This window comes from Microbacterium sp. NIBRBAC000506063 (assembly GCF_017968845.1).
GTDB lineage: Bacteria > Actinomycetota > Actinomycetes > Actinomycetales > Microbacteriaceae > Microbacterium.
The window spans coordinates 1050678-1072854 of sequence record NZ_CP072876.1; the positions used below are offsets into that span (position 1 = coordinate 1050678).

At 69.4% G+C, this 22177-nt stretch carries 28 protein-coding genes, 2 tRNA genes and 4 pseudogenes; 9 read left to right on the forward strand and 25 right to left on the reverse strand.

All coding sequences use genetic code 11. The features are described from left to right. Positions 1 to 53: 53 nt before the first annotated feature. From KAE78_RS05975 to KAE78_RS06050, 17 genes and pseudogenes are all read right to left on the reverse strand, one after another. Entirely contained in the window at positions 54 to 1394 is a 1341-nt protein-coding gene (locus tag KAE78_RS05975) for a glycosyltransferase (RefSeq protein WP_223172150.1), read from the reverse strand. Positions 1395 to 1411: 17 nt separating this feature from the next. Next, the gene (locus KAE78_RS05980; protein ID WP_223172151.1) at positions 1412 to 1888 is read right to left on the reverse strand and encodes a hypothetical protein; all 477 of its coding nucleotides are present in this window, start codon (positions 1886 to 1888) and stop codon (positions 1412 to 1414) included. Between the two features lie 220 nt (positions 1889 to 2108). Continuing rightward, positions 2109 to 2372: a UDP-N-acetylglucosamine 2-epimerase gene (locus KAE78_RS19495; RefSeq protein ID WP_411156018.1), complete on the reverse strand. Its 264-nt coding sequence runs from the start codon at positions 2370 to 2372 to the stop codon at positions 2109 to 2111. Then, positions 2362 to 3155, reverse strand: a pseudogene (wecB, locus tag KAE78_RS19500) (non-hydrolyzing UDP-N-acetylglucosamine 2-epimerase). The gene KAE78_RS19495 and the pseudogene wecB overlap by 11 nt, the downstream one beginning before the upstream one ends. Further along, entirely contained in the window at positions 3155 to 3283 is a 129-nt protein-coding gene (locus tag KAE78_RS17410; RefSeq protein WP_262927779.1) for a hypothetical protein, read from the reverse strand. Before KAE78_RS17410 ends, wecB begins: the two are co-directional and overlap by 1 nt. 29 nt (positions 3284 to 3312) lie before the next feature. Beyond that, positions 3313 to 3591 (reverse strand): hypothetical protein, encoded by a 279-nt coding sequence (locus tag KAE78_RS05995; protein WP_223172152.1) that lies wholly within the window; start codon positions 3589 to 3591, stop codon positions 3313 to 3315. Positions 3592 to 3837: 246 nt separating this feature from the next. After that, positions 3838 to 4011 carry a hypothetical protein gene (locus tag KAE78_RS06000; protein ID WP_223172153.1) on the reverse strand — a complete coding sequence of 58 codons (174 nt, stop codon included), beginning with the start codon at positions 4009 to 4011 and terminating at the stop codon, positions 3838 to 3840. A 251-nt stretch (positions 4012 to 4262) separates the two neighbouring features. Further along, positions 4263 to 4757 carry a carboxypeptidase-like regulatory domain-containing protein gene (locus KAE78_RS06005; protein ID WP_223172154.1) on the reverse strand — a complete coding sequence of 165 codons (495 nt, stop codon included), beginning with the start codon at positions 4755 to 4757 and terminating at the stop codon, positions 4263 to 4265. Beyond that, a complete protein-coding gene (locus tag KAE78_RS06010; RefSeq protein ID WP_223172155.1) occupies positions 4754 to 7297 on the reverse strand; it encodes a LamG-like jellyroll fold domain-containing protein in 2544 nt (847 codons plus the stop codon). Before KAE78_RS06010 ends, KAE78_RS06005 begins: the two co-directional genes overlap by 4 nt. Further along, on the reverse strand, positions 7192 to 8175 hold the full coding sequence (locus KAE78_RS06015) for a hypothetical protein (RefSeq protein WP_223172156.1): 984 nt from the start codon (positions 8173 to 8175) through the stop codon (positions 7192 to 7194). The genes KAE78_RS06010 and KAE78_RS06015 overlap by 106 nt, the downstream gene beginning before the upstream one ends. Continuing rightward, the gene (locus tag KAE78_RS06020; RefSeq protein ID WP_223172550.1) at positions 8127 to 8294 is read right to left on the reverse strand and encodes a hypothetical protein; all 168 of its coding nucleotides are present in this window, start codon (positions 8292 to 8294) and stop codon (positions 8127 to 8129) included. Before KAE78_RS06020 ends, KAE78_RS06015 begins: the two co-directional genes overlap by 49 nt. A 6-nt stretch (positions 8295 to 8300) precedes the next feature. Then, positions 8301 to 8692, reverse strand: a pseudogene (locus KAE78_RS18490) (galactose oxidase early set domain-containing protein); the annotation flags it as partial. Next, positions 8610 to 8885, reverse strand: a complete 276-nt coding sequence (locus KAE78_RS06030; protein ID WP_223172157.1) for a hypothetical protein — start codon at positions 8883 to 8885, stop codon at positions 8610 to 8612. The pseudogene KAE78_RS18490 and the gene KAE78_RS06030, both read right to left, overlap by 83 nt. Beyond that, positions 8879 to 9046 carry a hypothetical protein gene (locus tag KAE78_RS06035; protein WP_223172158.1) on the reverse strand — a complete coding sequence of 56 codons (168 nt, stop codon included), beginning with the start codon at positions 9044 to 9046 and terminating at the stop codon, positions 8879 to 8881. The genes KAE78_RS06030 and KAE78_RS06035 overlap by 7 nt, the downstream gene beginning before the upstream one ends. Further along, the gene (locus KAE78_RS06040) at positions 9015 to 10106 is read right to left on the reverse strand and encodes a ThuA domain-containing protein (protein WP_223172159.1); all 1092 of its coding nucleotides are present in this window, start codon (positions 10104 to 10106) and stop codon (positions 9015 to 9017) included. The genes KAE78_RS06035 and KAE78_RS06040 overlap by 32 nt, the downstream gene beginning before the upstream one ends. Before the next feature lie 58 nt (positions 10107 to 10164). After that, entirely contained in the window at positions 10165 to 10638 is a 474-nt protein-coding gene (locus KAE78_RS06045; protein ID WP_262927780.1) for a ThuA domain-containing protein, read from the reverse strand. 437 nt (positions 10639 to 11075) lie between these two features. Then, positions 11076 to 11195, reverse strand: a complete 120-nt coding sequence (locus KAE78_RS06050; protein WP_223172160.1) for an IclR family transcriptional regulator C-terminal domain-containing protein — start codon at positions 11193 to 11195, stop codon at positions 11076 to 11078. A gap of 705 nt (positions 11196 to 11900) precedes the next feature. Here KAE78_RS06050 and KAE78_RS17420 point away from each other — a divergent pair. The 4 genes from KAE78_RS17420 to KAE78_RS19505 all read left to right on the forward strand — a co-directional run bounded on the left by KAE78_RS17420 (position 11901) and on the right by KAE78_RS19505 (position 14202). Beyond that, positions 11901 to 12203: a copper resistance protein CopC gene (locus tag KAE78_RS17420; RefSeq protein ID WP_262927781.1), complete on the forward strand. Its 303-nt coding sequence runs from the start codon at positions 11901 to 11903 to the stop codon at positions 12201 to 12203. 53 nt (positions 12204 to 12256) lie between these two features. Further along, the gene (locus tag KAE78_RS06060; protein WP_223172162.1) at positions 12257 to 12553 is read left to right on the forward strand and encodes a hypothetical protein; all 297 of its coding nucleotides are present in this window, start codon (positions 12257 to 12259) and stop codon (positions 12551 to 12553) included. Between the two features lie 186 nt (positions 12554 to 12739). Then, complete coding sequence (locus KAE78_RS17425) at positions 12740 to 13828, forward strand: copper resistance D family protein (protein ID WP_262927782.1); 1089 nt, start codon at positions 12740 to 12742, stop codon at positions 13826 to 13828. Continuing rightward, positions 13768 to 14202, forward strand: coding sequence for a PKD domain-containing protein (locus tag KAE78_RS19505; protein ID WP_411156019.1), 435 nt, complete (start codon positions 13768 to 13770; stop codon positions 14200 to 14202). Before KAE78_RS17425 ends, KAE78_RS19505 begins: the two co-directional genes overlap by 61 nt. 19 nt (positions 14203 to 14221) lie before the next feature. Here KAE78_RS19505 and KAE78_RS17435 read toward each other — a convergent pair whose 3' ends face one another. Beyond that, complete coding sequence (locus KAE78_RS17435) at positions 14222 to 14356, reverse strand: hypothetical protein (RefSeq protein ID WP_262927783.1); 135 nt, start codon at positions 14354 to 14356, stop codon at positions 14222 to 14224. Here KAE78_RS17435 and KAE78_RS19510 point away from each other — a divergent pair. Then, a pseudogene (locus tag KAE78_RS19510) lies at positions 14309 to 14440 on the forward strand (PKD domain-containing protein); the annotation flags it as partial. The gene KAE78_RS17435 and the pseudogene KAE78_RS19510 overlap by 48 nt on opposite strands. Here the strand turns inward: KAE78_RS19510 and KAE78_RS06080 are convergent. Beyond that, on the reverse strand, positions 14419 to 14583 hold the full coding sequence (locus KAE78_RS06080) for a hypothetical protein (RefSeq protein WP_223172164.1): 165 nt from the start codon (positions 14581 to 14583) through the stop codon (positions 14419 to 14421). The pseudogene KAE78_RS19510 and the gene KAE78_RS06080 sit on opposite strands and share 22 nt — an antisense overlap. Positions 14584 to 14742: 159 nt before the next feature. Between KAE78_RS06080 and KAE78_RS06085 the strand changes: the two genes are divergently transcribed. From KAE78_RS06085 to KAE78_RS06100, 4 genes and pseudogenes are all read left to right on the forward strand, one after another. Further along, complete coding sequence (locus KAE78_RS06085; RefSeq protein WP_223172165.1) at positions 14743 to 15753, forward strand: PKD domain-containing protein; 1011 nt, start codon at positions 14743 to 14745, stop codon at positions 15751 to 15753. Positions 15754 to 15877: 124 nt separating this feature from the next. Continuing rightward, positions 15878 to 16051 (forward strand): hypothetical protein, encoded by a 174-nt coding sequence (locus KAE78_RS19515; RefSeq protein ID WP_411155996.1) that lies wholly within the window; start codon positions 15878 to 15880, stop codon positions 16049 to 16051. Positions 16052 to 16290: 239 nt separating this feature from the next. Continuing rightward, positions 16291 to 18429: pseudogene (gene helR / locus KAE78_RS06095) on the forward strand (RNA polymerase recycling motor ATPase HelR). Between the two features lie 228 nt (positions 18430 to 18657). After that, positions 18658 to 19200 (forward strand): CGNR zinc finger domain-containing protein, encoded by a 543-nt coding sequence (locus KAE78_RS06100; RefSeq protein WP_223172167.1) that lies wholly within the window; start codon positions 18658 to 18660, stop codon positions 19198 to 19200. A gap of 233 nt (positions 19201 to 19433) precedes the next feature. On the opposite strand, the gene KAE78_RS06105 is transcribed toward KAE78_RS06100, so the two are convergent. The 6 genes from KAE78_RS06105 to KAE78_RS06130 all read right to left on the reverse strand — a co-directional run bounded on the left by KAE78_RS06105 (position 19434) and on the right by KAE78_RS06130 (position 22161). Next, on the reverse strand, positions 19434 to 20030 hold the full coding sequence (locus KAE78_RS06105) for a hypothetical protein (RefSeq protein WP_223172168.1): 597 nt from the start codon (positions 20028 to 20030) through the stop codon (positions 19434 to 19436). Positions 20031 to 20186: 156 nt separating this feature from the next. Next, the gene (locus KAE78_RS06110) at positions 20187 to 21059 is read right to left on the reverse strand and encodes a Fic family protein (RefSeq protein ID WP_223172169.1); all 873 of its coding nucleotides are present in this window, start codon (positions 21057 to 21059) and stop codon (positions 20187 to 20189) included. A 128-nt stretch (positions 21060 to 21187) separates the two neighbouring features. After that, positions 21188 to 21259 (reverse strand) — tRNA-Ala (locus tag KAE78_RS06115). A 28-nt stretch (positions 21260 to 21287) separates the two neighbouring features. Then, positions 21288 to 21361, reverse strand: a tRNA-Ile gene (locus tag KAE78_RS06120). Between the two features lie 54 nt (positions 21362 to 21415). Then, positions 21416 to 21868: a hypothetical protein gene (locus KAE78_RS06125; RefSeq protein ID WP_223172170.1), complete on the reverse strand. Its 453-nt coding sequence runs from the start codon at positions 21866 to 21868 to the stop codon at positions 21416 to 21418. After that, complete coding sequence (locus KAE78_RS06130) at positions 21865 to 22161, reverse strand: hypothetical protein (RefSeq protein WP_223172171.1); 297 nt, start codon at positions 22159 to 22161, stop codon at positions 21865 to 21867. Before KAE78_RS06130 ends, KAE78_RS06125 begins: the two co-directional genes overlap by 4 nt. Positions 22162 to 22177: the final 16 nt, after the last annotated feature.

The following is a 22177-nucleotide window of genomic DNA, read 5'->3' on the forward strand; positions in this document are numbered from 1 at the left end:
GAACGCGGTGACCCTCCCGGAGGCGTCACCGCGTTCTCTCGTCCCGGGACCGCTCAGCGGCGAGCGGGCACGGCGACCTCGCGCTGCGGAGGGGCGGCGGCCACGCGCGGCGTCTTCACCCAGGTGTTCCGACCGCGCGCGATGTTGACGATCGCCTTGAGCGACACCCACAGCCAGGCGTAGCTGTACGCCGTGAACGCGACGCCCGCCGCCGGCACCTCCCACCAGCGGAACGGATGCCGGCTGTTGACCTGATAGGTGCCCATGAACACCACGACGGGCAGCAGCGAGAGGGCCACGCTCGCCAGGCGCCGGGGGATGCCGTAAGGCACGAAGACGAGGAAGTCGTTGACGACATCCACGACGCCGACGGCGCCCAGCAGCGCCACCCCCATCGTGGCCGACACCAGCAGCACCGTCACCACCAGGACGAGGTAGAGGATCAGGTCGAAGCGCGTCGCCAGACGCACCCGCCCTGCCGCGGCGAGTCCGCCGATGTGCCGCCAGCACTGATAGTGCCCCTGGATCCACCGTGTACGCTGCCGGATCAAGGGCTTCCACTCGGTCAGGCCCTGCTGCGCGACGAAGGTCGCGTAGCAGAACCGCGTCCGCCACCCGGCTCTGACCAGCCACAGGCCCAGATCGAGGTCCTCGGTCAGCGCGCCCCGGCTCCACGGCCCGTCGCCGCCGGCCGCGCCCCGGTCGATGCTCGCCAGCGCCGCCAGGCGGGTGAACTGTCCGTTGCCGCCCAGCCCCGAGGAGCCGATCCAGTCGCGGGCGATCTGCACGAGGCAGGAGAAGCCCACGAACTCGATGTCCTGCATCCGGGCGAGCAGATTGTCGCGGGCGTTCGCGATGCGCACGCCGATCTGCACCGACCCCACGCGGGCATCGTCGAAGAACGGCGCCACCTTCTCCAGCGCGTCCTTCTCCAGCCGCCCGTCGGCGTCGACGATCACCAGCACGACCTCATCGCGACGGCGCCCGCCCATCCACGGATCGCCCTCGGCGATCCAGCGCTCCAGCAGCCGATAGCAGTGGTTGAGGACCTCGCTCTTGCCCTGCGCGGCCTCGGGGAGCACCCGTCGACTCAGCCGGATGCGGGCGTCGGTCGCCGCCCAGCGCGCGGCGATCTCACCCGTCGCGTCCTCGGAGGCGTCGTCGACCACGAGCACGCGGTAGTCGCCGGAGTAGCGCAGCCGCGACATCGCCGAGAGGGTCCCCTCGAGCACGAGCTCCTCGTTGCGGGCCGGGATGAGGAGCACCATGAGCGGAGGCGCCGCCGAGCGGCTCCGGGGCTGCCGCGGACGAACCAGGCTCGCCAGGAACAGCAGCCCGTAGTACATCACGATCGCGCCGATCACCCAGCTGACGATCGTGATGTCGATCGTCATCGGCGCCGCGGTCGAGGTCACGGCGAGTCCGGCAGGAGGAGTTCGGGCATGTCGTCCAGGAGATCCTCGCCGGAGAGCTCCGAGAGCTCCCGCAGCGCCTGGGTCCAGCTGTCATCGGCCTCGCCGAGCGCGTCGAACCACTTCGACGACAGTGCCTCGTCGTCCGCGGTCCAGTCCGCCAGCTCCTCCGCGAGCTCCGCGTACTCCGTCAGCGACTCCACCAGGAGGGCGGCCGGCGTGCCTGCGGGCGGCTCGATCATGGTCGCCTCCTGGATGAGGCCGAGAAGATCCGTGCCGACCTGCTCGGCCTGCGCGGGGATGAGGTCCTGCGGGATGCCGTCCTCGTGCGTCGTGCTCATGCCCAGCCCGTGCAGCAGGAAGACCTGGTCGCGGCTCCGCTTCCCGATCGCGGAGGCGGCGACGATGAGGGGGAGTTCACATCGGTCGTGCCGGCAGCGGGAGGGGCGGCGTCGTGCCCTCGGGGGCCGCGCCATCGCCTCCCCAGCAGCCGACGATTCCCAGGCCGAGCGTCAGGACGAGAGCGGCGGCGGCCGCCCGGCGGACGAAGCGCGGGTTTCGGTGGGGGTGCGGTGAGACATGACTTTCCTTCAGCGTGCGAGATGTGAGTGGCGGACGGCCACGAGGTCCAGTGCGGTCACGATGCGCTCGCCGGCCTTCCCGTCGCCGAACGGGAGGCTCCGACAGGAGAGCCTCTCATGCGCGTCGGCGTCGGTGAGCAGGCGCCCCGCCTCGGCGGCGATCTTGTGCGGATCCGTGCCGACGAGCAGCAGACCCCGGCATCCGCCCCTCCGGCCGCTCGGTCGTGTCGCGGGCGACGAGGGTCGGCACGCCGAGCGAGCACGCCTCCTCCTGGATGCCGCCCGAGTCCGTCAGGACGAGCGTCGCGAGACGGAGGGTCCGGACGAGGTCGGGGTAGCCGAGCGGTTCGGTCAGGACGATGCGGGGGTCACCGGCCAGCCGGGGAGGATCTCGGCGCGCACGACGGGGTTCGGATGCACGGGGAAGACGACCCGCAGCTCCGGATGCGCGGCGACGATCGTCCGGACGGCGTCGGCGATCGCGGCGATCCCCCGTCCCAGGACTCGCGGCGATGCGCCGTGACCAGGAGCGTCGGCGACCGCTCGATCTCCTGCAGCGCGAGCGCCTCCGGTCCCTGAAAGGGCAGATCCCGCTCGATCGTCGCGAACAGCGCGTCGACGACGGTGTTGCCCGTCTCCACGACGCGCTCGGGCGCGACGCCCTCCGCGCGGAGCCGGTCGGCCGCCAGACGGGTCGGGGCGAAGTGCAGATCCGCCGCCTGGGTGATCATGCGGCGATTGACCTCCTCCGGGAAGGCGAGAGCCGGTCGTCGGTGCGCAGGCCTGCTTCGACGTGTGCGACCGGGATGCGCCGGTAGAAGCCGGCGAGGGCGCCGGCGAGGGCCGTGGACGTGTCGCCCTGCACGATCACGACGTCGATGTCGGCGTCGTCCAGCGCGGCGGCGATCCGGGAGATCGCCTGACCGGCGAGGTCGGCGAGGCCCTGGCCCTCGGTCATGAGCGCGAGATCGACGTCGGCAACGATGCCGAAGTGGCCCAGCAGGGGCTCCACGAGGTCGCGGTGCTGGCCGGTCGAGATGACCACGGGCTCGTAGCCGGGTCGGCTGCGCAGTGCGTCGATGACGGGAGCGAGCTTGATCGCCTCCGGGCGCGTGCCCAGCACGACGCCCACGCGGATCGGATCCTGGACGAGCACGGTCATCAGTACACCGAGATCGGGAAGAAGGTCACGACGCCGCCTTCGCGCACCTGCACCTCGACACCGTAGTGCTTGTCGTCCTCGAGGTCGCGGTACAGGGTGATGTCGATGAGCTCGCCGGCGACCTCCATCGTGACGATGACCTGGTACGCGCCGGGGATCAGCTCGACGACGGAACGGAAGGTGTCGGTGTCGTCGATGCGGATGACGGCCTCCTCCCCTCGGTCTCCTCCGCCGCGCCCCTCAGCGTGACGGTGATGTCCGAGACCGGGACCCCGCGGACGTCGACCGCGCCGTAGATGACCTGGCTGCCCCGATCCGCCGCATCCGACGTCGAGACCTGCTCGGCGGTGATCTCGCGCTCCGCCGCGGGAGTCTCGGTGAGCTCGACCATCGTCAGGTTCAGCGAGGGGTCCGTCGGCGTCAGCACAAACGCCACGATCCCCCGACGACGAGCAGCGAGACCGCTGCGGCCAGCACGGTGTAGAGCGGGCGGCGCCGGGGACGTTCCCGTCCGCGCAAGGGTGTCGCGCCCACCGCTTCCTCTTCCTTCATTGTGCTCTTCCTCATATTCGTTGCTGTCTGTACGCGTCCTCGGGTTGGACGCGTCCCTGCCCGCCCCGGTGCATCACCGGAGCGGGCAGGGTCCTTCTGCTGTGACCTCCGTGTGGGGAGGCCGTCATCGTCAGGGTGTGGGGTTGAGGGTGGCGTTGACCCCGGTGACCGTCTGCCCGCCGGTGACCGTCAACGCGGTGCTGCCGGTGTACCCGGGAGAACCGGATGCGGTCCCGTCCCACCACTGGGTGTGATGGCCGCCGGAGTGATCGGCGAACGCGACCCGGTACTCACCCGCGGTCACATCCCCGATCCACCACGACCCGTCCGCACCCGTGCACGTGGCATGGGTGGCCGGCCCCGTCTCCCCTCATAGAGGTAGATGCACACCCCGAAAGCGGTGCCCCGCCCGCGGTGACCTGCCCCGTCACCGCACCGGCCGCAACCGGCAGCATGCTCGCATCCGCCGTGACCGTCCCGCCCCGGCAGGAACGACCACCGCCGCGGCACCGGCCTGCGAGGCCGCACCCCCGGGCTGGCCATCCCACCACTGGGTCAGAAGCACCCCGGCCGGATCGAAGAACGCCACGTCATAGCCCTGCGCGTCGATCCCATACAGGCCATACCCGCCGGCCGCATCCGCACACGTCGCGAACGACGCCGCATCCGACACCCCCGCTCATACGCGAACACACACACCGACCCAGCAGGACCGGACGGAGCCGTCACCGCACCGACCAAGTGACCAGTCGGCTCACCCTGCAGCGAGACGTCCAGTGCCGAGGTCTCCCCGGCGTCGACGACGACGGGCTCCTCCAGCCACAGGGTGGCGTAGGCACCCGAGGGGTCGGCGACGGCGACCACGTACTCGCCGGCCGTCACTCCGCCCACGTAGTAGACGCCGTCCGCACCCGCGCAGGAGGCGAAGGAGGCACTCGGTGCCGCATCGCTCTCGTACAGGTAGATGCACGCGCCTTCCAGCGGCGAACCGCCCGCCGTCACCGCACCCGACACCGCGCCCGGCTCACCGGCGGCGACCGTGATGGTCACCGTCGCCGCGGGGACTCGGCGGTCCCGTCGCTGGCGCGGTAGGTGAAGGTGTCGGCACCGGAGAATCCGGCATCCGGGGTGTAGGTGAACGAACCGTCGGCGTTCAACTCCAGCTCGCCGTTCGCCGGCTCCGTCACCAGGACCGCCGTGAGAGTGTCGCCGTCGGCATCCGTGTCGTTGCCCAGCACACCGGGCGCCGCCACCGTCAGCACCTGACCGAAGCCGGTCGTGTAGCTGTCGCCGATCGCGACCGGGACCTGGTTCGAGCCCGACTCGCCGACCGTCAGCTGGAGCGTCGTGGAGATCTTCCCCTCGGCGTTCACGAACGGCGGACGCAGCAGGGTGCCCTCGATGATGTGCACGCCCGGGGTGTTGACGATCTCCTCGTCGAAGTCCCAGTCCACGACGATGGAGCGGTTGTCGCGCGATCCATCGCTGTAGAGGACCTCGGCGAAGCGGGGAAGAGTCGCCTCCTCGCCCGGCTCCACGCGGAGCTGGAACGACTGCACCTCGTCGATGGCGATGCCGCCCTCGGGGTTGGTGCGGACGTAGATCTGCGCCTCGGCCACCCGGCTGTGCGCCTTGTTGGAGCCGTACACCGTGAACGGCTGATCGTTCACCGCGGAGACCATGCCCGACGAGATCGGCTGCCAGTCCACCTCGATGAAGGTCTCGGTGCCGTCTTCGTAGACCGCGTCCAGCGCCTCCGGGAGGAACGGGATCTGCCCGACGGTGGTACGCACCAGCAGGCGGTCGTCGAAGGACGCGATCCCCGGGCCGCCCGCAGCCCAGCGCAGCACGCCGGTGCCGTTGCCGGCCCCCGCGACGCCCCAGATGCGGATGCGCAGGAACTTCGCGCTGACCTCCTCGAACTCGACGTGGTTGAAGGTGTCGACCTCGAGCGCACCGGCGTAGGTCGAACCGTTCGTCAGCGTCACCGGCGTCCAGCTCGTCCCGTTGTTCGAGTACTCGATCGCCCAGGTGTTCCCGCGGGGTACGCGTGACCCGGCTCCGTCATCCAGCCAGTAGATGTCGGTCGAGTCCAGCGTGACCGCCTTGTCCCAGCCGTAGCTGATCCACGCCTGACGGGCGGTGCTGATGCCGTTGTTGGCCAGTCCCCAGGTGCCCCAGCCGTGGCCGGCGCCCGGCCCCGAGCTCGTCGGGGTGTTCGGGAAGTTGACCTTCTCCGGCGCCTCCCACGAGGCGCTGCCCGAGTGGTCGATCGTCGCCGCGGGGGCGAAGTTCGTCACCGGAGCGGTCGGCGTCGCAGGACCGGCCGCCATGCGGCGGACCTCTTCGGCCGTCAGCTCGTGATCGAACAGCTGGAAGTCATCGACCCAACCGTTCCATCGGCCGTCGGGCCAGCTCGTGCCACCGATCATGTTGGCCGAGGTCTGCTGGTTGGCTCCTCCCACATCCTGGATGCGCAGCGAGAAGTCGTCACGCGTCGCCTGCAGCACGCCGTCGAAGTAGATCTTCCCCGTGCTCCCGCTCATCGTGAAGACCACGTGGGTCCACTTGTTCAGGGCGAGGTCGTTGCCGGCACCCAGCGTCAAACGCTCCTGGACGGGGTTGCCCGGTGCCTTCAGCGTCGCGGCAAAACCGGTGGCTCCGGCCGCGCTCGTGTTCGACTGCAGCAGGAAGAAGGTGTCGGTGCTGCTGCCGAGCTGGACGAGCGACACCCAGCCGGGAAGGCTGCGCGGGTTCGCCCAGATCGACACCGAGAACTCCTCCTCGAAGTCCTGCGTGAGGTTGTCAGGCAGGAGGATGTGGTTGCCCGTGCCCGAGCCGCCACCGGGCAGGTTCACACCCGGCCCGTAGAAGCCCTGCGACCACCAGTTGGCGCTGTTCAGGGAGGCGGTCGTGCGATCCACGTCCCATCCCACGTTCGATGCCGTCAAACCCTCACCCTCGTCGAAGGGGAAGTGCACAGCCGGACCCTGGCCCGTACCCGGTCGCAGGACCGTGTGGACCACGGATGCCGTCGAGTTGCGGAAGCCTTCCGCCGCCTCGAACCGCACCTCGATGGTGTGGTCGCCGCGCGCTCGGGTGATCGCGGGGAACGTCGCCGATCCCGCCTCGAGTTCGATGGCGTTGCCGACGCTCACGCCGTTGACCCACAGCGTGACGCTGCCTTCGGCGTCCTCGCCGCCGGGGCCGATCACCTTCGCGGTGACCGTGAGCGGCTCGCTGTGCGGCGACGGCGACTCCGGCGAGACCTCGACGGTCGTCGTGGTGCGCAGTGCCGAACCGTCGTCGTACAGACGCGCGATGGAACTCGCATCCAGCGCCGTGCTGTACAGGCGAACCTCATCCATCTTTCCGACGAAGGGGTCGTCTGGGTAGCCGTTCTTGCCGAGCCAGTTCGCGGTCTGGTTCCCGACGTCGGGCAGCCCGATCGAGAAGTCGTCGCGACTTCCGACCACCTCACCATTCAGGTACAGCGTTCCGGTGTCACCCTCACGTGTGAAGGCGACGTGCGCCCACGATCCGATGGGCAGGTCGGTCGCCCCGCCAGCGAGGATCCGCTCCTCGACCACCGAACCGCCCGGGGACAGCGAACCCGGGTTCTTGAACGTGGCGGCCAGTCCCGAACCACCGGGGTCACCCGGGTGTTGCTCTGGATCTGGAAGTATCCGCCGGTTTCGCCGGTGCCCTCACCGACCTGGAAGAGTCCGGTCCAGTCCTTGCGCTCGTCGAGCTTGGTCCACATCGACACCGAGAAATCGGTGACGCCCTGGAGCACGCCGTTCGGGAGCGTGACGAAGTCGTCGTCGCCGCCGGGGAAGGCCAGCGACTTGCCGAAGACGGCATCATCCGACCATCCGACGTCTCCGCTCAGCGAAGCCGCACCCGCGCTAGCCCGCGTGCCGCTGTTGGCAGCGGTGGAGCCGGTTCCCTCGTCGAAGCGGTAGTGCACGAGGGCGTCCTCGATGCCGGGGTCCGCCCCGATGATGACGAGATCGTCGATCATCATTCCCGCGGCACCGACGCCCTCCAGCGTGAGCTTCTCCGTGCGCTGCTCGGCCGTGAAGGTGCCGACGTAGGTGCCGAAGGTGATCTGGCCGCTGCCGCTGGCCGACGGCGTCGCCGTGGTCGCGATTATCGAGTACTGAAGGTCGCCGATCGACAGCGCGGTCACGGCATCGGCGGAGCCGGCCGTCCTGCTGTCGCGTGCGTAGCGCAGCGAAATGCGGTACTCCCGACCGGGGTCGAGAGCAGCGATCGTGCGCTCCAGGCTCGTCTCCGGTGCGACCGCGAGGTGCGTGCCGACCCGGCCGAGACCGCCCATGCTGCCGGCGGTGCCGCGCACGAGCTCGGCGGTGCCGTCGGTGACGGTCCAGGGAGCCATGCGGCCATCGCCGGTGTTCACCGCGGTGACGGCGGGGTAGGTGCCGCTGCGCCAGGTGGTGGGCACCCGCGGGTACTCGAACTGGTCGACGACCTCGGGGTGCGCTGGTCCATCTCGACCTCGGGGTCGAAGTGGACGATCTCGGCGATCGAGGGCGTGCCGTCCGCGTTGAAGACGAACAGCATGTACGCACCGGGAGGGCGTAGGTCGCGTCCTGCGGGGCGTCGACCGTCAGCGTGCTTCCCGACTGCGTGAACTCCAGCTCCTGGAAGTTCTGGTCGTTGTTGAAGCTGTGCGTGACCGAGCCGTTGCGCACGAGCGTGACGCGCGAGATGTCACCGCCGTTGGTCTGCACCTGGAAGGTGCCGTCGTAGCCGAGGTCGCTCTTGACGTTCGTGATCTCGGGTCGTACTGCTTCCTCGTCCCCGTCGAACAGGTACGCCGGCGAGTAGAACTCGACGTCGGTGTAGTTGCGGGGCCCGGGGCGCCGCCACCGCCGATCATGATGCGCCCGTCCGGCACGAGCAGAGCGGTCGAGTGGTACAGCCGCGCGTGCTCGTAGGGGATCTCCACCAGCGTCCACTCACCGGTCTGGGGTTCCAGATCTCAGGGTTGGTGACGTAGCGGTCGTTGTTGTTGTTGCCGGCCGAGCCGCCCGTGACGATGACGTTGCCGTCGGGCATCACCGTGGCGTTGGCCCAGTGACGGTGGTACGTCATCGGCTGGATCGCAGAGATCTGCGGGTTCTCGGTGCCGCCGGTGATGTCGATCACCATGCCGCCGCGGGCACCCTGCCGCCGCCGCCGTTGGACCATCCGCCGCCGCCGACCTGCAGGATCTTTCCGGGCTCGTACATGACGGCCGTCGAGGTGGCGCCGACCGGACGGCCGAGGTCACTGCCCTGGTCACGGATCGCAGCGGGGATGGAGCCGCGCATCGTCAGCTCGCCGGTGCCGTCGTTGGCGTAGGGGTCGAGATCCCACATGACGGTGCCACTCACGTTGAAGAGGTGACCGGAGCCCGGGGCCACGAAGGCACGCGGGTACCACCAGCGGTTCTCGCCGCCGCCGTTGTAGGCCTCGGTGCTGGTCGCACCGGTCAGCGCGGTCCAGCCGGCACCCTCGTTCGGGGTGTAGATCTCCGGGTCGGAGCTCCGGGGCCGGTGTTGCCACGCAGGTCGCCGCCTGGACGACGATGTCGCCGGTCGGCATCGTGGTCGCGGTCGGGTACCAGCGCGGGAACTGCATGGGCGCCTCGTTGACCAGGCCCGTGTGGCTGGAGTAGCTGGTGACGCCGATCGCGCCGTCGACGGGGTCGTTGGCGCCCAGCATGTCGTCGCCGCCCATCGTCATGACGGTGCGCCGGTGCGGGTTCTGCACCTGCACGGAGCAGAACAGGTCGGTGTAGGTGTTGTTCGCGACGATGCCCTCGCGCAGGTTGTCGAGGGTGCGCTCCTCTGCGGGGTCCCAGACGTCGGTCTCGAAGTGACCGCCCTGGCTCACCGAGGAGTTGCCCGTCCAGTCGTAGGGGGTCGAGTCGGTGCCCCATCCATCGACGCTGCCGAAGCTCTGGATCTTGCCCTCGGCGGTCAGCGACATGTTGATCGCCATGAGCGGCCACGGCTGAACGCCGCTCCACGCGCCTGCCTCGTCCTTCGCCGGCGGCGAGCAGTCCGCGGGGAGCAGGCCCGCGGCGAAGGCGAGACCGTGACGCATCTGGGTGCGCATGTAGGACTCGGAGTAGTGCGCGCCCTCGTGTCCCATCGAGGTGTACCAGGAGCGTCCGTTGTCGATCTCCTGGCACCAGGTGACCGGGTGCGTCGTGCCCTGGCGACCCAGGTTGTTGTAGGAGGACTCGGCCACCGACACGAGCGTGCGCACGTTCTGCGCCGGGTTGACGTTCCAGTCGTACCACTCGTCCGAGCGGGTGTGCGTGGCCGGGAGTCCCTGGGTGAGCGGGTGGCCGGCATCCTGCACCGAGATCTGACCCGGGCGCACGGCGGGGTTCTCCGGGTGCCCTCCGAGACGGCGCCGACGAGCTGCAGATAGAAGGGGTTCACGTCGTGCTCGCTGACGGTGCCGGCCGACCAGGACGCGTAGTGAAGACCCATGTAGCCGCCGCCCCGCGGATGTAGTCCTCGAGCGCCTCGCGCTGCTCCGTGTTGAAGAGCACGCCACCGGTCTGGGCGAACACGACGGCGTCGTGAGTGGCCAGGTTGTCGGCGTTGAAGGCCGCGGGGTTGTCGGTCTCCTCGACCTGCAGGACCTGACCGTGCTGCGTGGCCAGCTCCTGGGCGAGCTCGTTGACCGCCTGGCGCGCCTGCACATGCGAGGCATGGAAGTTGGTCTTGTAGAACAGCAGGACCCGGAGGATCCCGTCGTCTGCGGCGGCCGTGGCCGGAGAGGCCGTCGTCACCGCCATCGCCGGGGCCGCGACGAGGATCGCGGTGGCGAGAGCAAGCAGGCGCCAGAGCGACCGACGGGTGCGCGCAGCCAGGGTGGTGCGCTCGGACTTCTTAAGCACGTTCATTGGGCTCCTCGACTCACAGGGCGACGACGACGTCACACCTCGGATGGGCCGAGTCTAAGGAACGCGAGACTACAGAGTCAAGAACTTAAGTCGAATACGTGAATTTATGTCTGTGATCGTTCGCTTACTTGAACGGATCCGGTCTTGGCGCTGCCCGGGCCTCGTCTCCTCTAGCGGACGAACGCATGATCCAGCTCGGAGGAAAGACGCGCCTTGATGCTGAGCAGCGTCTCGATGATGTAGGACTCGCGCGCATCGTCCAGGCGGCTCTGCGGCACCGCGACGCTGATGCCGTCGACCGTCGACCGCCCGCCGGCAGGGCGACGCCGAAACAGCGCACCCCACGCAGGACTCGTCGCTCTCTGCGGCGTACCCGACCCGCTCGGCTTCATCGATCAGCGCCAGGACTCCGGCCCGATCGGTGACGGTGCGTGCCGTCAACGGCTCGATGCGCTCGGGACGATCGCCTCGCGCTCCTCCCTCGGGAGCTCGGCGAGGACGGCGCGTCCCAGCGCCGTGGAGTAGGCGGGCAGTCGGCGCCCGATGGGCGAGTGCATCCGGAGAGGTGGACGGACTCGCGCTTGGCGGTATAGATGACATCGGCACCGACCAGCCTGCCGAGGTTGACCGTCTCCTCGGTGGCCGCCGAGATCTGATCCATGATGGCCGCCGCGCGTGCGACCACCGGGTCGCCGGCGAGGTAGGCGGAGCTGACCACGAGGGAGTGGATGCCGAGCTGGTACACGCTGCCGGTCGAATCCGTCTGCAGCCACCCCGATCGGTCATCGTGCGCAGCAGGGCATGGAGGCTGCTGCGGGGGATCCCAGCCGGGCCGAGAGCTGGACCTGAGTCCCGGGGCCGTTGCCGGCGATCTCATCGAGGAGATCCAGCGCACGCGCAGCGGACTTCACCGCCCCGCCGCATTGCCCTTGGTGTTGTCAGTCGTCATCACGCCTCTTCTCCTGGCATCTGGGAAGCATGAAGCCCTATGCTAGTCGCTGTCCGCATACTTGGACGGCTTTCCACAGGTCGACAGCACACCCCGCGTCCAGCGTTCACATACTTGACTTTCGTTCAGCATGTTGATTGAGTTTCGACCGTGCCTCGCTTCGCCGGAACCCAGCCTTCGCCCCGCGCAGGGGGATGCGGGCCGGTTCGATCCTCTTCTTCGCCGCGGCGCTCATCGCCCTCCTCGTCCTGGGGCCGGCTGCGCCCGCCAGCGCACACGCGACGCTGATCGACACCGACCCGCCGAAGGGGCCGTGCTGTCGGCACAGCCGGAGGCGATCACCTTCACCTTCAGCGAGTCGGTCACCCTCGTCCCCGGTGGCGTGCGGGTCTACGACGCCACCGGGGAGACCGTGGCGTCGACGGCGGAGACGGATGGCTCCGCGCTGTCGGTCGTCCTGGAGGAAGAGGTGGGCGAGGGCACCCTCATCGTGGCCTGGCGCGTCGTCTCCGGTGACGGCCATCCCGTCAGCGGTGCGCACGTCTTCTCCATCGGAGAGCCGAGCGCCCAGATCATCGCCCTGCCCCCGACACGACCGGTCCGTCCTGGCTCCTGAGCGTCAACCAGTGGCTCGGCTATCTCAGCCTGCTGCTGACCGCGGGGCTCATCGTGTTCCTCGCCCTGCTCCTGCCCGCCGGACGCGACGCGGATCGCGGTCGCGTCCGGCTCGTACGCACCGCGCGATACGGAGCGCTCGCCACGGCGGTGACCTGGACTCTCGCTCTTCCGCTCACGGCGATGTACCAGTTCGGCGGCGGACCCGGCATCCTGACCGACGGCGACACCTGGACGACGCTCGCGATCCCGGCGTACGCGGTGTCGGCGACCGTCGTGCTCGGGATCGGATGCGCCGCCTGGCTGATCCGCGACGGACGCCGGGCGGGCCTCGCCCTCTCCTCGCCCTGATCGCCGCCCTCCTCGGCCTGTCCGCTCCGGCCTTCACGGGGCACACGAGGGCGGCGACGCCCGAGCTCCTGGCGATCAGCGCCGACATCCTTCACCTGCTCGCCGGGGCGTGTGGCTCGGCGGTCTCGTGGCGCTGTTCCTCGTGCTGCCCGATCTGGCCGGGCGCCCGGGACGCTCGCGGCCGACGTGCTCGCGCGGTTCTCCACGGTCGCGGCGGGCGTGCTCGTCGCCCTCGTCGTGACGGGCACCGTTCTCGCCTGGCGGATCGCCGGCTCTTGGGAGGTGCTCTTCGACAGCTCTTATGGCTGGCTGCTGCTCGCCAAGATCGCCGTCGCCCTCGTCGCCGTGGTGATCGCCGCGGCCAACCGCTTCATCGTGCTACCGCAGATCGCAGTGGCCACCCGGCGCAAGGACAAGCGCGGCGGTGCGGCGATCCTCACCCGCTACGTCGCCGCGGAAGCGGCGGCCCTGGTGATCGTCCTGCTCATCACCGGCTTCCTCGTCGAGACGAGCCCGCAGCGCGACGAGTCCTCGGGTTCGCGCGGCGTCGCCGTGGAGAGCGTGTCGCTGGGCGACATCGAGGCACGGGCCACGCTCGAGCCCGCCCTGGAGGGTCCGGCGACGGTCCTGGTCGAGCTGTTCGACTCGGCGGGGGCGCCGACGGAGGGCATGGACACGCCACGGGTGCGACTGTCGTCCGGTGACATCGACCTCGGCTCGGTCGAGATGACCTCCATCGCACCCGGAACCTACTCCGCCACCGTCGTCCTTCCCGCCCGGGCACATGGAAGGCCGAGATCGCACTGCGGGTCGGAGAGTTCGACAACCCCGTCGGCGTCGCCGAGTTCGAGGTCGGGTCGCGCTGAGAGCCTCCGCTTGACTCCGGAGGGTGATTCGGCCCAGAATCACAGAGAGCGTGTTCATAGATATGAACTGCGTTCAGCCCGCTGTAGTGCTGCTGAAAGGTCACCGTCGACGATGCCCCGCTCCGTGCGTTCCTCCCGCCCTCCCTCCTGCGCCGCGCGTCTCGCGGACTGCGGTCGGTCTTCGCGCTGCCCGTCGCGGTCATGCTGCTCCTCGGCGGCGCCCTGGTCGCGACCCCGGCAGTCGCGGCACCGGAGCCGGAGGCCGAGGGCCGGACCTGGATCATGCGCGCCGTCGACGACCCCGAGCAGCGGTGGGTCTCGGAGGACACCGGCACCTCGATCGTCATCATCGCCCCCGGCGACACGGTCGAGTGGCGCTTCGATCAGGCGGGGCAAGGGCACGATCTGATCTCGCTCGACACCCGCACTCCCTGGCCGACGGATGTCGCCGAGTACCGTGACATCGGCGGTGAGCCCTTCCGCTACACCTTCGACGAGCCGGGGATGTACGAGTTCATCTGCTCGCTGCACGGACCGACCATGGGCGGAATGGTCGTCGTGCAGGAGAGCAGCGGGAACCAGCCTCCCGCTGCGAGTCCGGTCGTCGCCCCGACGAGCGGATCGGCTCCCCTCGTCGTCCACTTCACCGCGAACGCGATGGATCCCGACGGCGACCCCGTCGAGCTCGTCTGGGACTTCGGCGTGGGCGGGAGCCAGTCGACCGCCGATCACGCGATGTTCGAGTACACGACCCCGGGGAGTACATCGCGAGCCTGCTCGTGACCGATGGCCAGGGCGGCTTCTATGAGCGGGAGTTCCCGATCACCATCACCGACGACGAGGCGCCCACCGTGCTCGCGACGGCCGACCCGACGAGCGGCCCGGCGCCCTGCACGTCGCCTTCACCGCGGAGGCACCGGGAGAGCACGCCCCCCATTACACCTACAGCTGGGACTTCGGCGATGGCACGACGGGAACCGGCCTGTCGCCCGAGCACACCTACGTCGACCCCGCCGAGTACACCGCGGTCGTGACCGTGACCAGCGGCGCCGTGGAGATCGGCACCGCCGAGGTGGAGATCTCCGTCACCGCCGGCGCCCTGCCGCAGATCGAGGCGAAGGCGACCCCCGCGCACGGCGACTCGCCGCTCGCGGTCTCGTTCACGACGGAGGTGACCACGAGCGGGCAGTTCCATTCCTACTCCCACGGCCTGACGGCCGCCCCGAGCTCACCGGCACCGGCACGATCGTCCGCGAACGCGGTGCGACCTCCGCATCCGTCGACGTCACCGGGCTCCAGCCCAACCGGTTCCACCAGGCGCATGTGCACGAAGAGCCGTGCACGTCGAATCTGGGCGGCGCGCACTTCCGCTTCGACGAGTCGCAGCCCTTCGTCGAGGAGAACGAGATCTGGCCGTACTTCACCTCGGATACCGAGGGGCGCAGCGGTCTCGTCGAGGTCGTCCAGCCGCAGCGGGCGGGGCACAAGGCGGTGTCGATCGTGATCCACGATCCCGACAACCCCGCGCTGCGGATCGGCTGCGTCGACCTCGCCCCTTCGATCTCCGGCCTCGAGTACACCTGGGACTTCGGCGACGGCACCACGGGCGAGGGTCCCGACCCCGACCACGTCTACACCGCGCCCGGTCACTACGACGCGACCGTCACGGTCGCCCACGCCGGAGGAGGCCCTTCGGTCACCGCCGAGGTCCACGTGATGGTGCACGGTGCGCCGTCGCCGGGCTCGGTGTCGGGTGTGGTCTCCGCCGCGGGCGGCGCACCGGTGGAAGGTGCCTGCGCCTATCTGTACGCGGACGCCCAGGCGCCGTCGGCGTCGTTCGCCTCGTGCGCGGACGAGCTGGGCGCGTACGAGATCACGGGAGTGACGGCCGGCGACTATGTCCTCGCCGTCGCCGATCCCTCCGGGGTCTTCACGACGTCCTGGCGAGAGGAGCCGGTCACGGTCGGCGCCGGGACCTCCACGATCGTCGACGTCGAGCTCGCGGGCGAGCCCACGGGTCATCTGATCGGGTCGATCGCCGGACCCGAGGGTCCTGCTGGGTCGGTGTGTGTGTTCGCGTATGAGCGGGGGTGTCGGATGCGGCGTCGTTCGCGACGTGTGCGGATGCGGCCGGCGGGTATGGCCTGTATGGGATCGACGCGCAGGGCTATGACGTGGCGTTCTTCGATCCGGCCGGGTGCTTCTGACCCAGTGGTGGGATGGCCAGCCCGGGGTGCGGCCTCGCAGGCCGGTGCCGCGGCGGTGGTCGTTCCTGCCGGGGCGGGACGGTCACGGCGGATGCGAGCATGCTGCCGGTTGCGGCCGGTGCGGTGACGGGGCAGGTCACCGCGGCGGGGCACCGCTTTCGGGGGTGTGCATCTACCTCTATGAGGGGGAGACGGGGCCGGCCACCCATGCCACGTGCACGGGTGCGGACGGGTCGTGGTGGATCGGGGATGTGACCGCGGGTGAGTACCGGGTCGCGTTCGCCGATCACTCCGGCGGCCATCACACCCAGTGGTGGGACGGGACCGCATCCGGTTCTGCCGGGTACACCGGCAGCACCGCGTTGACGGTCACCGGCGGGCAGACGGTCACCGGGGTCAACGCCACCCTGGCACCCACACCCTGACGCATCGCGCGGACCGGGGCGGACGTCGGTCCCTGGGCCGGACGCTTCACCCGTCGCCGCGCGGTCGTCGGGTTCGCCGCTCAGGCGGTGGTCCGACACGGACACGCAAAAAGCAGGGAGCCGCGCTCCCTGCCATGTCCAGGATATCGCGGGAGGGGGTCTTGCGGCAAGGCCCCCTCAGGGCGCAGAATGGGTCCTCGCTCGCGTGAGAGACGCGCGAGTCCGAGGAGGACCATGGCATCCGCCCCACCGCCGACCCCTTCGACCTGCCCGCGCGTCTCGCGGCGAAGGCCTCGACCGATCTCATCGGCGACGACCGCATCCGCTTCGCCGAGATCGCGGAGAGCCTGCGCGTGCAGCGCGCCGAGATCGCCGAACGGCTCGCCGAACTGCGCCAGTCTCCCGCCGGCTACGGCCAGGCGGGAATGGAGCGCGACCAGGAGATCCGGCGACTGAACGCCCGGCTCCGCCTGCTGGGCAGGTTCGGGCTCGACCTGTGCCTGGGGCGGATGACGCCGGCCGAGGCTCCGAGCCGATCTACATCGGGCGCGTCGGCCTGTCGGACGAGACCGGGAAGCGCCTGCTCGTGGACTGGCGCGCCCCCGCCGCCGAGCCGTTCTTCGCGGCGACGCTGGAGGATCCGATGGGCCTGACCGGTCGCCGTCGCTATCGCTGGAGTGACGGCCGGGTGCGCGACTATTGGGACGAGGCGCTCACCCTCGGCGAGCTCGAGAGGGGTGGCGCCCTCGACGACCAGTCGGCGTTCATCGCGAGTCTCGGCGCTCACCGTTCCGCGCGGATGCGCGACGTGCTCGCCACGATCCAGTCCGACCAGGACGCGATCATCCGGCGGGCTCCCGCGGCGCGCTCGTCGTGGACGGCGGGCCCGGCACGGGCAAGACCGTCGTCGCTCTTCATCGCGCGGCGCACCTGCTGTACGCCGAGCGGCGCCTGACCGAGGGCGGAGGAGGCATGCTCTTCGTCGGCCCGAATCGCGCGTACCTCTCCTATGTCGACGATGTCCTGCCGAGTCTGGGCGAGGAGAGCGTGCGCATGTGCACGCTCCGCGATCTCGTGCCGGAGGGGTCGGATGCCGCAGAAGAGACCGATCCGGCCGTCGCGGCGCTGAAGGGCGGGCTGGATCCGGTCGCCGTGATCGAGGCGGCGGTGCGCCGGTACGTCCGGCCGCCGGCGTACGCGATCCGGGTGGAATCCCCTTGGGGCGATCTCTTCCTGAGCCGGGCGGATTGGGCGGAGGCCTTCGAGGCCGCTGCATCCGGCGCTCCGCTCAACGACGCCCGCGACGAGGCCTGGGAACGCGTCCTCGAGATCCTCACCGATCAGCTCGACGATCCGGATGCGCCCGCTCATATCATCCAGCGCTGGCTGCGGCAGGACGACGAGCTCACGGGGATGTTCGTCAGGGCCTGGCGGATGCGGGAGCCGACCGATCTCGTCGCGGAGCTGTGGTCGTCGCCCGGCGTGCTCCGAGAGTGCGCGCCTGAGCTGTCGGCCGCCGAGGCGGAGCTGCTGCGGCGCGAGGATCCGCGCGCGTGGACGGTCGAGGATCTGCCCCTCCTGGATGCCGCGCGTCAGCGCATCGGCGACCCGGAGGCGTCGCGCCTGCGGCACCGGGGCGAGGCGGCCCGTGCGGCATCGCGGGAGCAGATGTCGCATGTCGTCGACCACCTCATCGAGAGCGATGACAGCGAGATGCGCATCATGTCGATGCTGCGGGCGCGGATGCGCAGGCGGTGCTCGACGAGGTCGACACGGTGCCGGTCGAAGACCCGGATGTGCTCGCCGGCCCCTTCGCGCACATCGTCGTCGACGAGGCCCAGGAGCTCACCGACGCACAATGGCGCATGCTGCTGCAGCGATGCCCGTCGCGCAGCTTCACGGTGGTGGGCGACCGGGCCCAGGCGCGGCACGGATTCCGAGAGGAATGGGCACAGCGGCTGGAGCGCATCGGGCTCCGGGACGTCCGCGTCGCGTCGCTGCGGATCAACTACCGCACCCCGGAAGAGGTCATGGAGGTCGCCGAGCCCGTCATCCGCGCCGCGATCCCGGATGCGAATGTACCGACCTCGGTGCGCAGCAGCGGCGTGCCGGTGACGTACGCCGCGGCATCCGATCGTGACGGGATCATCGCCGACTGGTTGGAGAGCCATGCGGACGGCGTCGCCTGCGTCATCGGTGACCCGACCTTCGCGGGTGCGCCACGGGTGCGGTCGCTGTCGCCGGAGGAGGCGAAGGGGCTGGAGTTCGACCTGGTGGTGCTCGTCGATCGCGAGGGCTTCGGCTCCGGGGTGACCGGCGCGGTCGATCGCTATGTGGCGATGACGCGGGCGACGGAGCGGCTCGTCGTGCTGGAGTGATGTCCGGTCGACTCGGCGCTGAGGGCGGTCGGCGGTATCCCATCGCGCTCCTGTCGATCGACGCGGAGTGCGCCGCATCCGGGACAGCGCACGTACACGACGATGCCCTCCGATGTCGGATGCCGGGACTGCGTGCACCAGGCGTGCTCATGGGTCCGTGGTGCTGTGCCGGAGGTTCGGATTTCGCGGGTGGGAGTCGTCATGCTCCCACGGTGCTGTAATGGTCTTATGCATCTCAACCCTTACGGAGAGTATGCGGTCCTGCTCGCCGCCTCTCTCGCCCACGAGTGGCCGGCCGATCGCGCCGGGATCGTCGCGAGGGCGCGGAAGTTCGGGATGACGGTCGAGTTCCCCGAAGCAGAAGACGACCATCGTCGCGTGCGCGAGGTCATCGACGAGTGGCTGACGGTGGTGGATGCCGCGGACGCGCGGGATCGCGCCCGCCTGCTGAATCTGCACATGGCCGCGGCGACAGCGTACCCGCGGCTCACCGACCACGACGAGGAGGGGTGGCATCTGCACTACCGCGACGACGACGCCACCTCGCTGCCGCACGTCCTCTCCGCGGTGATCAGCGTCGGCACGGCCTTGCATCTCACGACGCGCGGGATGCAGCGGCTGGCCCGCTGCGCCGCCGGCGCGACACCGGGCGACCCCTGCACGGCGGTCGTCGTCGACGTCACCCGCAACGGCCGCCAGCGGTACTGCTCGGTGCGCTGCGCGAACCGGGCCGCGGTCCGGCGGCATCGCGAGCGCGCCGCCGTGGCGTAGGAAGATGAGTGGGATATCCGTCTCACGGGGGAGGCGGAGCGCTGCCCGACGCCCGCATACTCGGCATATGAGCGAAACCATCTTCACCCCGGAGCCCAGGTCACCACCACGCGCGGATCCGGCATCGTCGTGGATGTCCGGGCCACTGCCTCGGGCAAGTTCGTCATCGGGATCGAGGCTGCGGACGGCGAGGTGGGCTATTTCACGGAGAAGGCTCTCCGGCTCGCGCAGGATTAGACGCGACCGCTGTCCAGGGACGCGAGCCACTCACTATCTGCTGCCCCGGTGCGGCGAAAGGCTCCATCGGGCCGCTTCGTAGACACCTCGTCGCTGCGACCAGAGAACATGGTCGCCTTGCCCCAGCAGGGTCCATCCCTCCCTTCGAGCGGCGCCAGCTCGCCGACGCCGAGCTGCCAGAGGAACCTCGACATGAGGAAACCGGGATCCCGCAGCGGATCCGCATGGTGCTCGTCGGAGAAGTAGCGGACCGGGGAGGGGCAGGCGAAGATCCGGAGGTTCCCGAATCCCTCCCAGCGGACATGCGTGTAGTCGACCGTCTGCGCCGCCCATGCCGTGAAGTCCCTGGTGTCCTGGAAGTCACGTGCCCCGGCGAGTTTGAACTCCAGCCCGAAGACGGGGTGGGGGTCCTTCCAGCCCGAGGCATCACGCGGAGTCGCGATGGCGTCGATCCGCATCCGACGACCGGAGCAATGCGTGCCCCAGCACTCTCGATGGAACTCGAACACGTCACTGAGTTCGTCCACGACGTGGTCGACGAGCTGCTGCTCCGCATCGAATCGAGGCAGTTGTGCGTAGACCTTCCTGACCATGCCGCTCATCTCCCGACTCCGGGTCCGCGATTCGAGGCACCGGGCTCACCCGCAGGGGTAGTCGGCGGAGGAGGGGACAAGGCCCTTCCTCCGTCACAGCCGCGCAACCGCGCCCAAGCCCGGCCCCACCGTGAGCGCGCCACGGCGATCCGGGGGTCAATGCTCCGCGGCGATCATCCAGCGTCCTCGCATCCGGAAGGCGGGGACGGTCTGGCGCTTCGCCTTGTTCGCCGCGATGCTGCCGCGAGTTCCTGCCTCTCTCGCCCAGTCGGACAGCGGGATCACTCGGCGGCTGGTGATCAACGCGATGCGCTTGTGCAGGGATTCGAGCAACAGGAGGGCGAGGAGCCGGGTCATCCCGTCGTGGGAGTTCGTCTTCGCGTACCCGTCGAGGAGCGAGTAGTAGTCGGCCTCGCGATTCTTCGCACGGACGATCACGGGCGGGAGTCCGAGATCCTGCAGCTGCTTGTTGATCAAGACGCGTCCGACGCGGCCGTTGCCGTCGACGAAGGGATGGACGACCTCGAACTCGCAGTGGAACCAAGCGATGCGATCAAGCTCGAGCATTGAGGTGTCTTCGCGATAGCGCGATAGCGCGTCCGAGACGAGACCCGACACGAACGCCGGATTGGCGCCGAGGTGCCCTCCTACCCGAACCCACTCCCCGGCGCGGCGGAACCGCCCTGCAACGTCGTCGCGGATGCCGGAGAACAGCATCCCGTGCCAGTGCAGAATGAGATCCGTCGAGATCTCTTCCGTCGTAGCCAGCACATCGGCGGTGACTGCGGCAAGATTTCTCGCCTCATACACTTCGCGCAGTTCGTGGCCGCCTGTCGGCAAACGCCCGGCGAGAATCCTCTCGGTGTCATCGAGGGTGAGGGTCGAGTTCTCGATCGCATTCGACTGCTGCACGCTCTCGGCCAGCTCCGCGAGGGAGATCTGCTCGAGTGCTTCCGGGTATCGCTCCGCGATGCGACGGAACTCGGCCACGAGCACATCGATGCGATCCCGCGTCGTCCGGTTGATCACACTGGGCCTCCCCGGCCAACTTACCGTGAAAAATATGAGGAACGAGCAGATTTCACGATCACTGAAGGAGCCAAGGATCCGGAAAAGAGAAATCCCGGTCAGATTCAGCGTCTGACCGGGGAAATTTGTGGAGCCTAGGAGATTCGAACTCCTGACATCCTGCTTGCAAAGCAGGCGCTCTACCAACTGAGCTAAGGCCCGAACGGGATGCGCCTCCGGGGAGGAACGTGGGGCTACCAGGACTTGAACCTGGGACCTCTTCATTATCAGTGAAGCGCTCTAACCGCCTGAGCTATAGCCCCGTCAACCTCCAAGACTTTACCGGAGGATGACCGATTTTCCGAATCGAGCCGCTGTCAGTTCCCTGGGCGCAGCGTCGCGCTGCCGGCCGACACCTGCACGTCGATCGTCCGCGAGGAAGTCGACGCCGTGTCGAGGCGGTTGTCGAAGCTGCCCGCGCTCACATTCGACCTGACGTCGTAGACACTGTTCGGCACGGCGAGGACGAGTTCGCCCGCGCTCACGTCGATCGTCACGTCGTCGGGCGCCGATCCGGTGAGGTCGGCTTCGACCCGGCCCGCGTTGATGTCGAAGCGTGCCTGGGCGACATCGCGAAGGGTCACATCCGCGCGGCCGGCGTTGACCAGGACATCGGCGCGTGTCGCCGAGCCGGTCACATCCGCGCGGCCCGCGTTGACCTCGACGTCCAGCCGCCCGAAGTCGCCCTCGGCCACGAGCCGGCCCGCCGACAACTCCAGCGCCGCGTCGAGGCCGGCGGTCTGGTACGCGGTCGGCAGTGTCAGGGTCACACGCTCCTCGTTGTCGAGCCACCAGCCGAACCAGCGCACCGGGGGTCGCACCTCGAGCGTCGAACCGGCACGGTGCAGCCTCCACTCGCGGCCGCCCGCACGCTGAGCACCGCCTCGTCGACGTTCCCGTAGGTGAGCGTGAACTGCGCCCCCGACGACTCGATGTCGAGCGCGGTCACGCCGTTCATCGTCTCGCTCTGCGTGCTGTCGCCCGTGCCGAGCGTCCGGATGCCGACGAACACCGCCGTCGCGATCGCGAACAGCAGCGCGAACGATCCGACGATCGCGATCACCGGGGTGATCCACGAT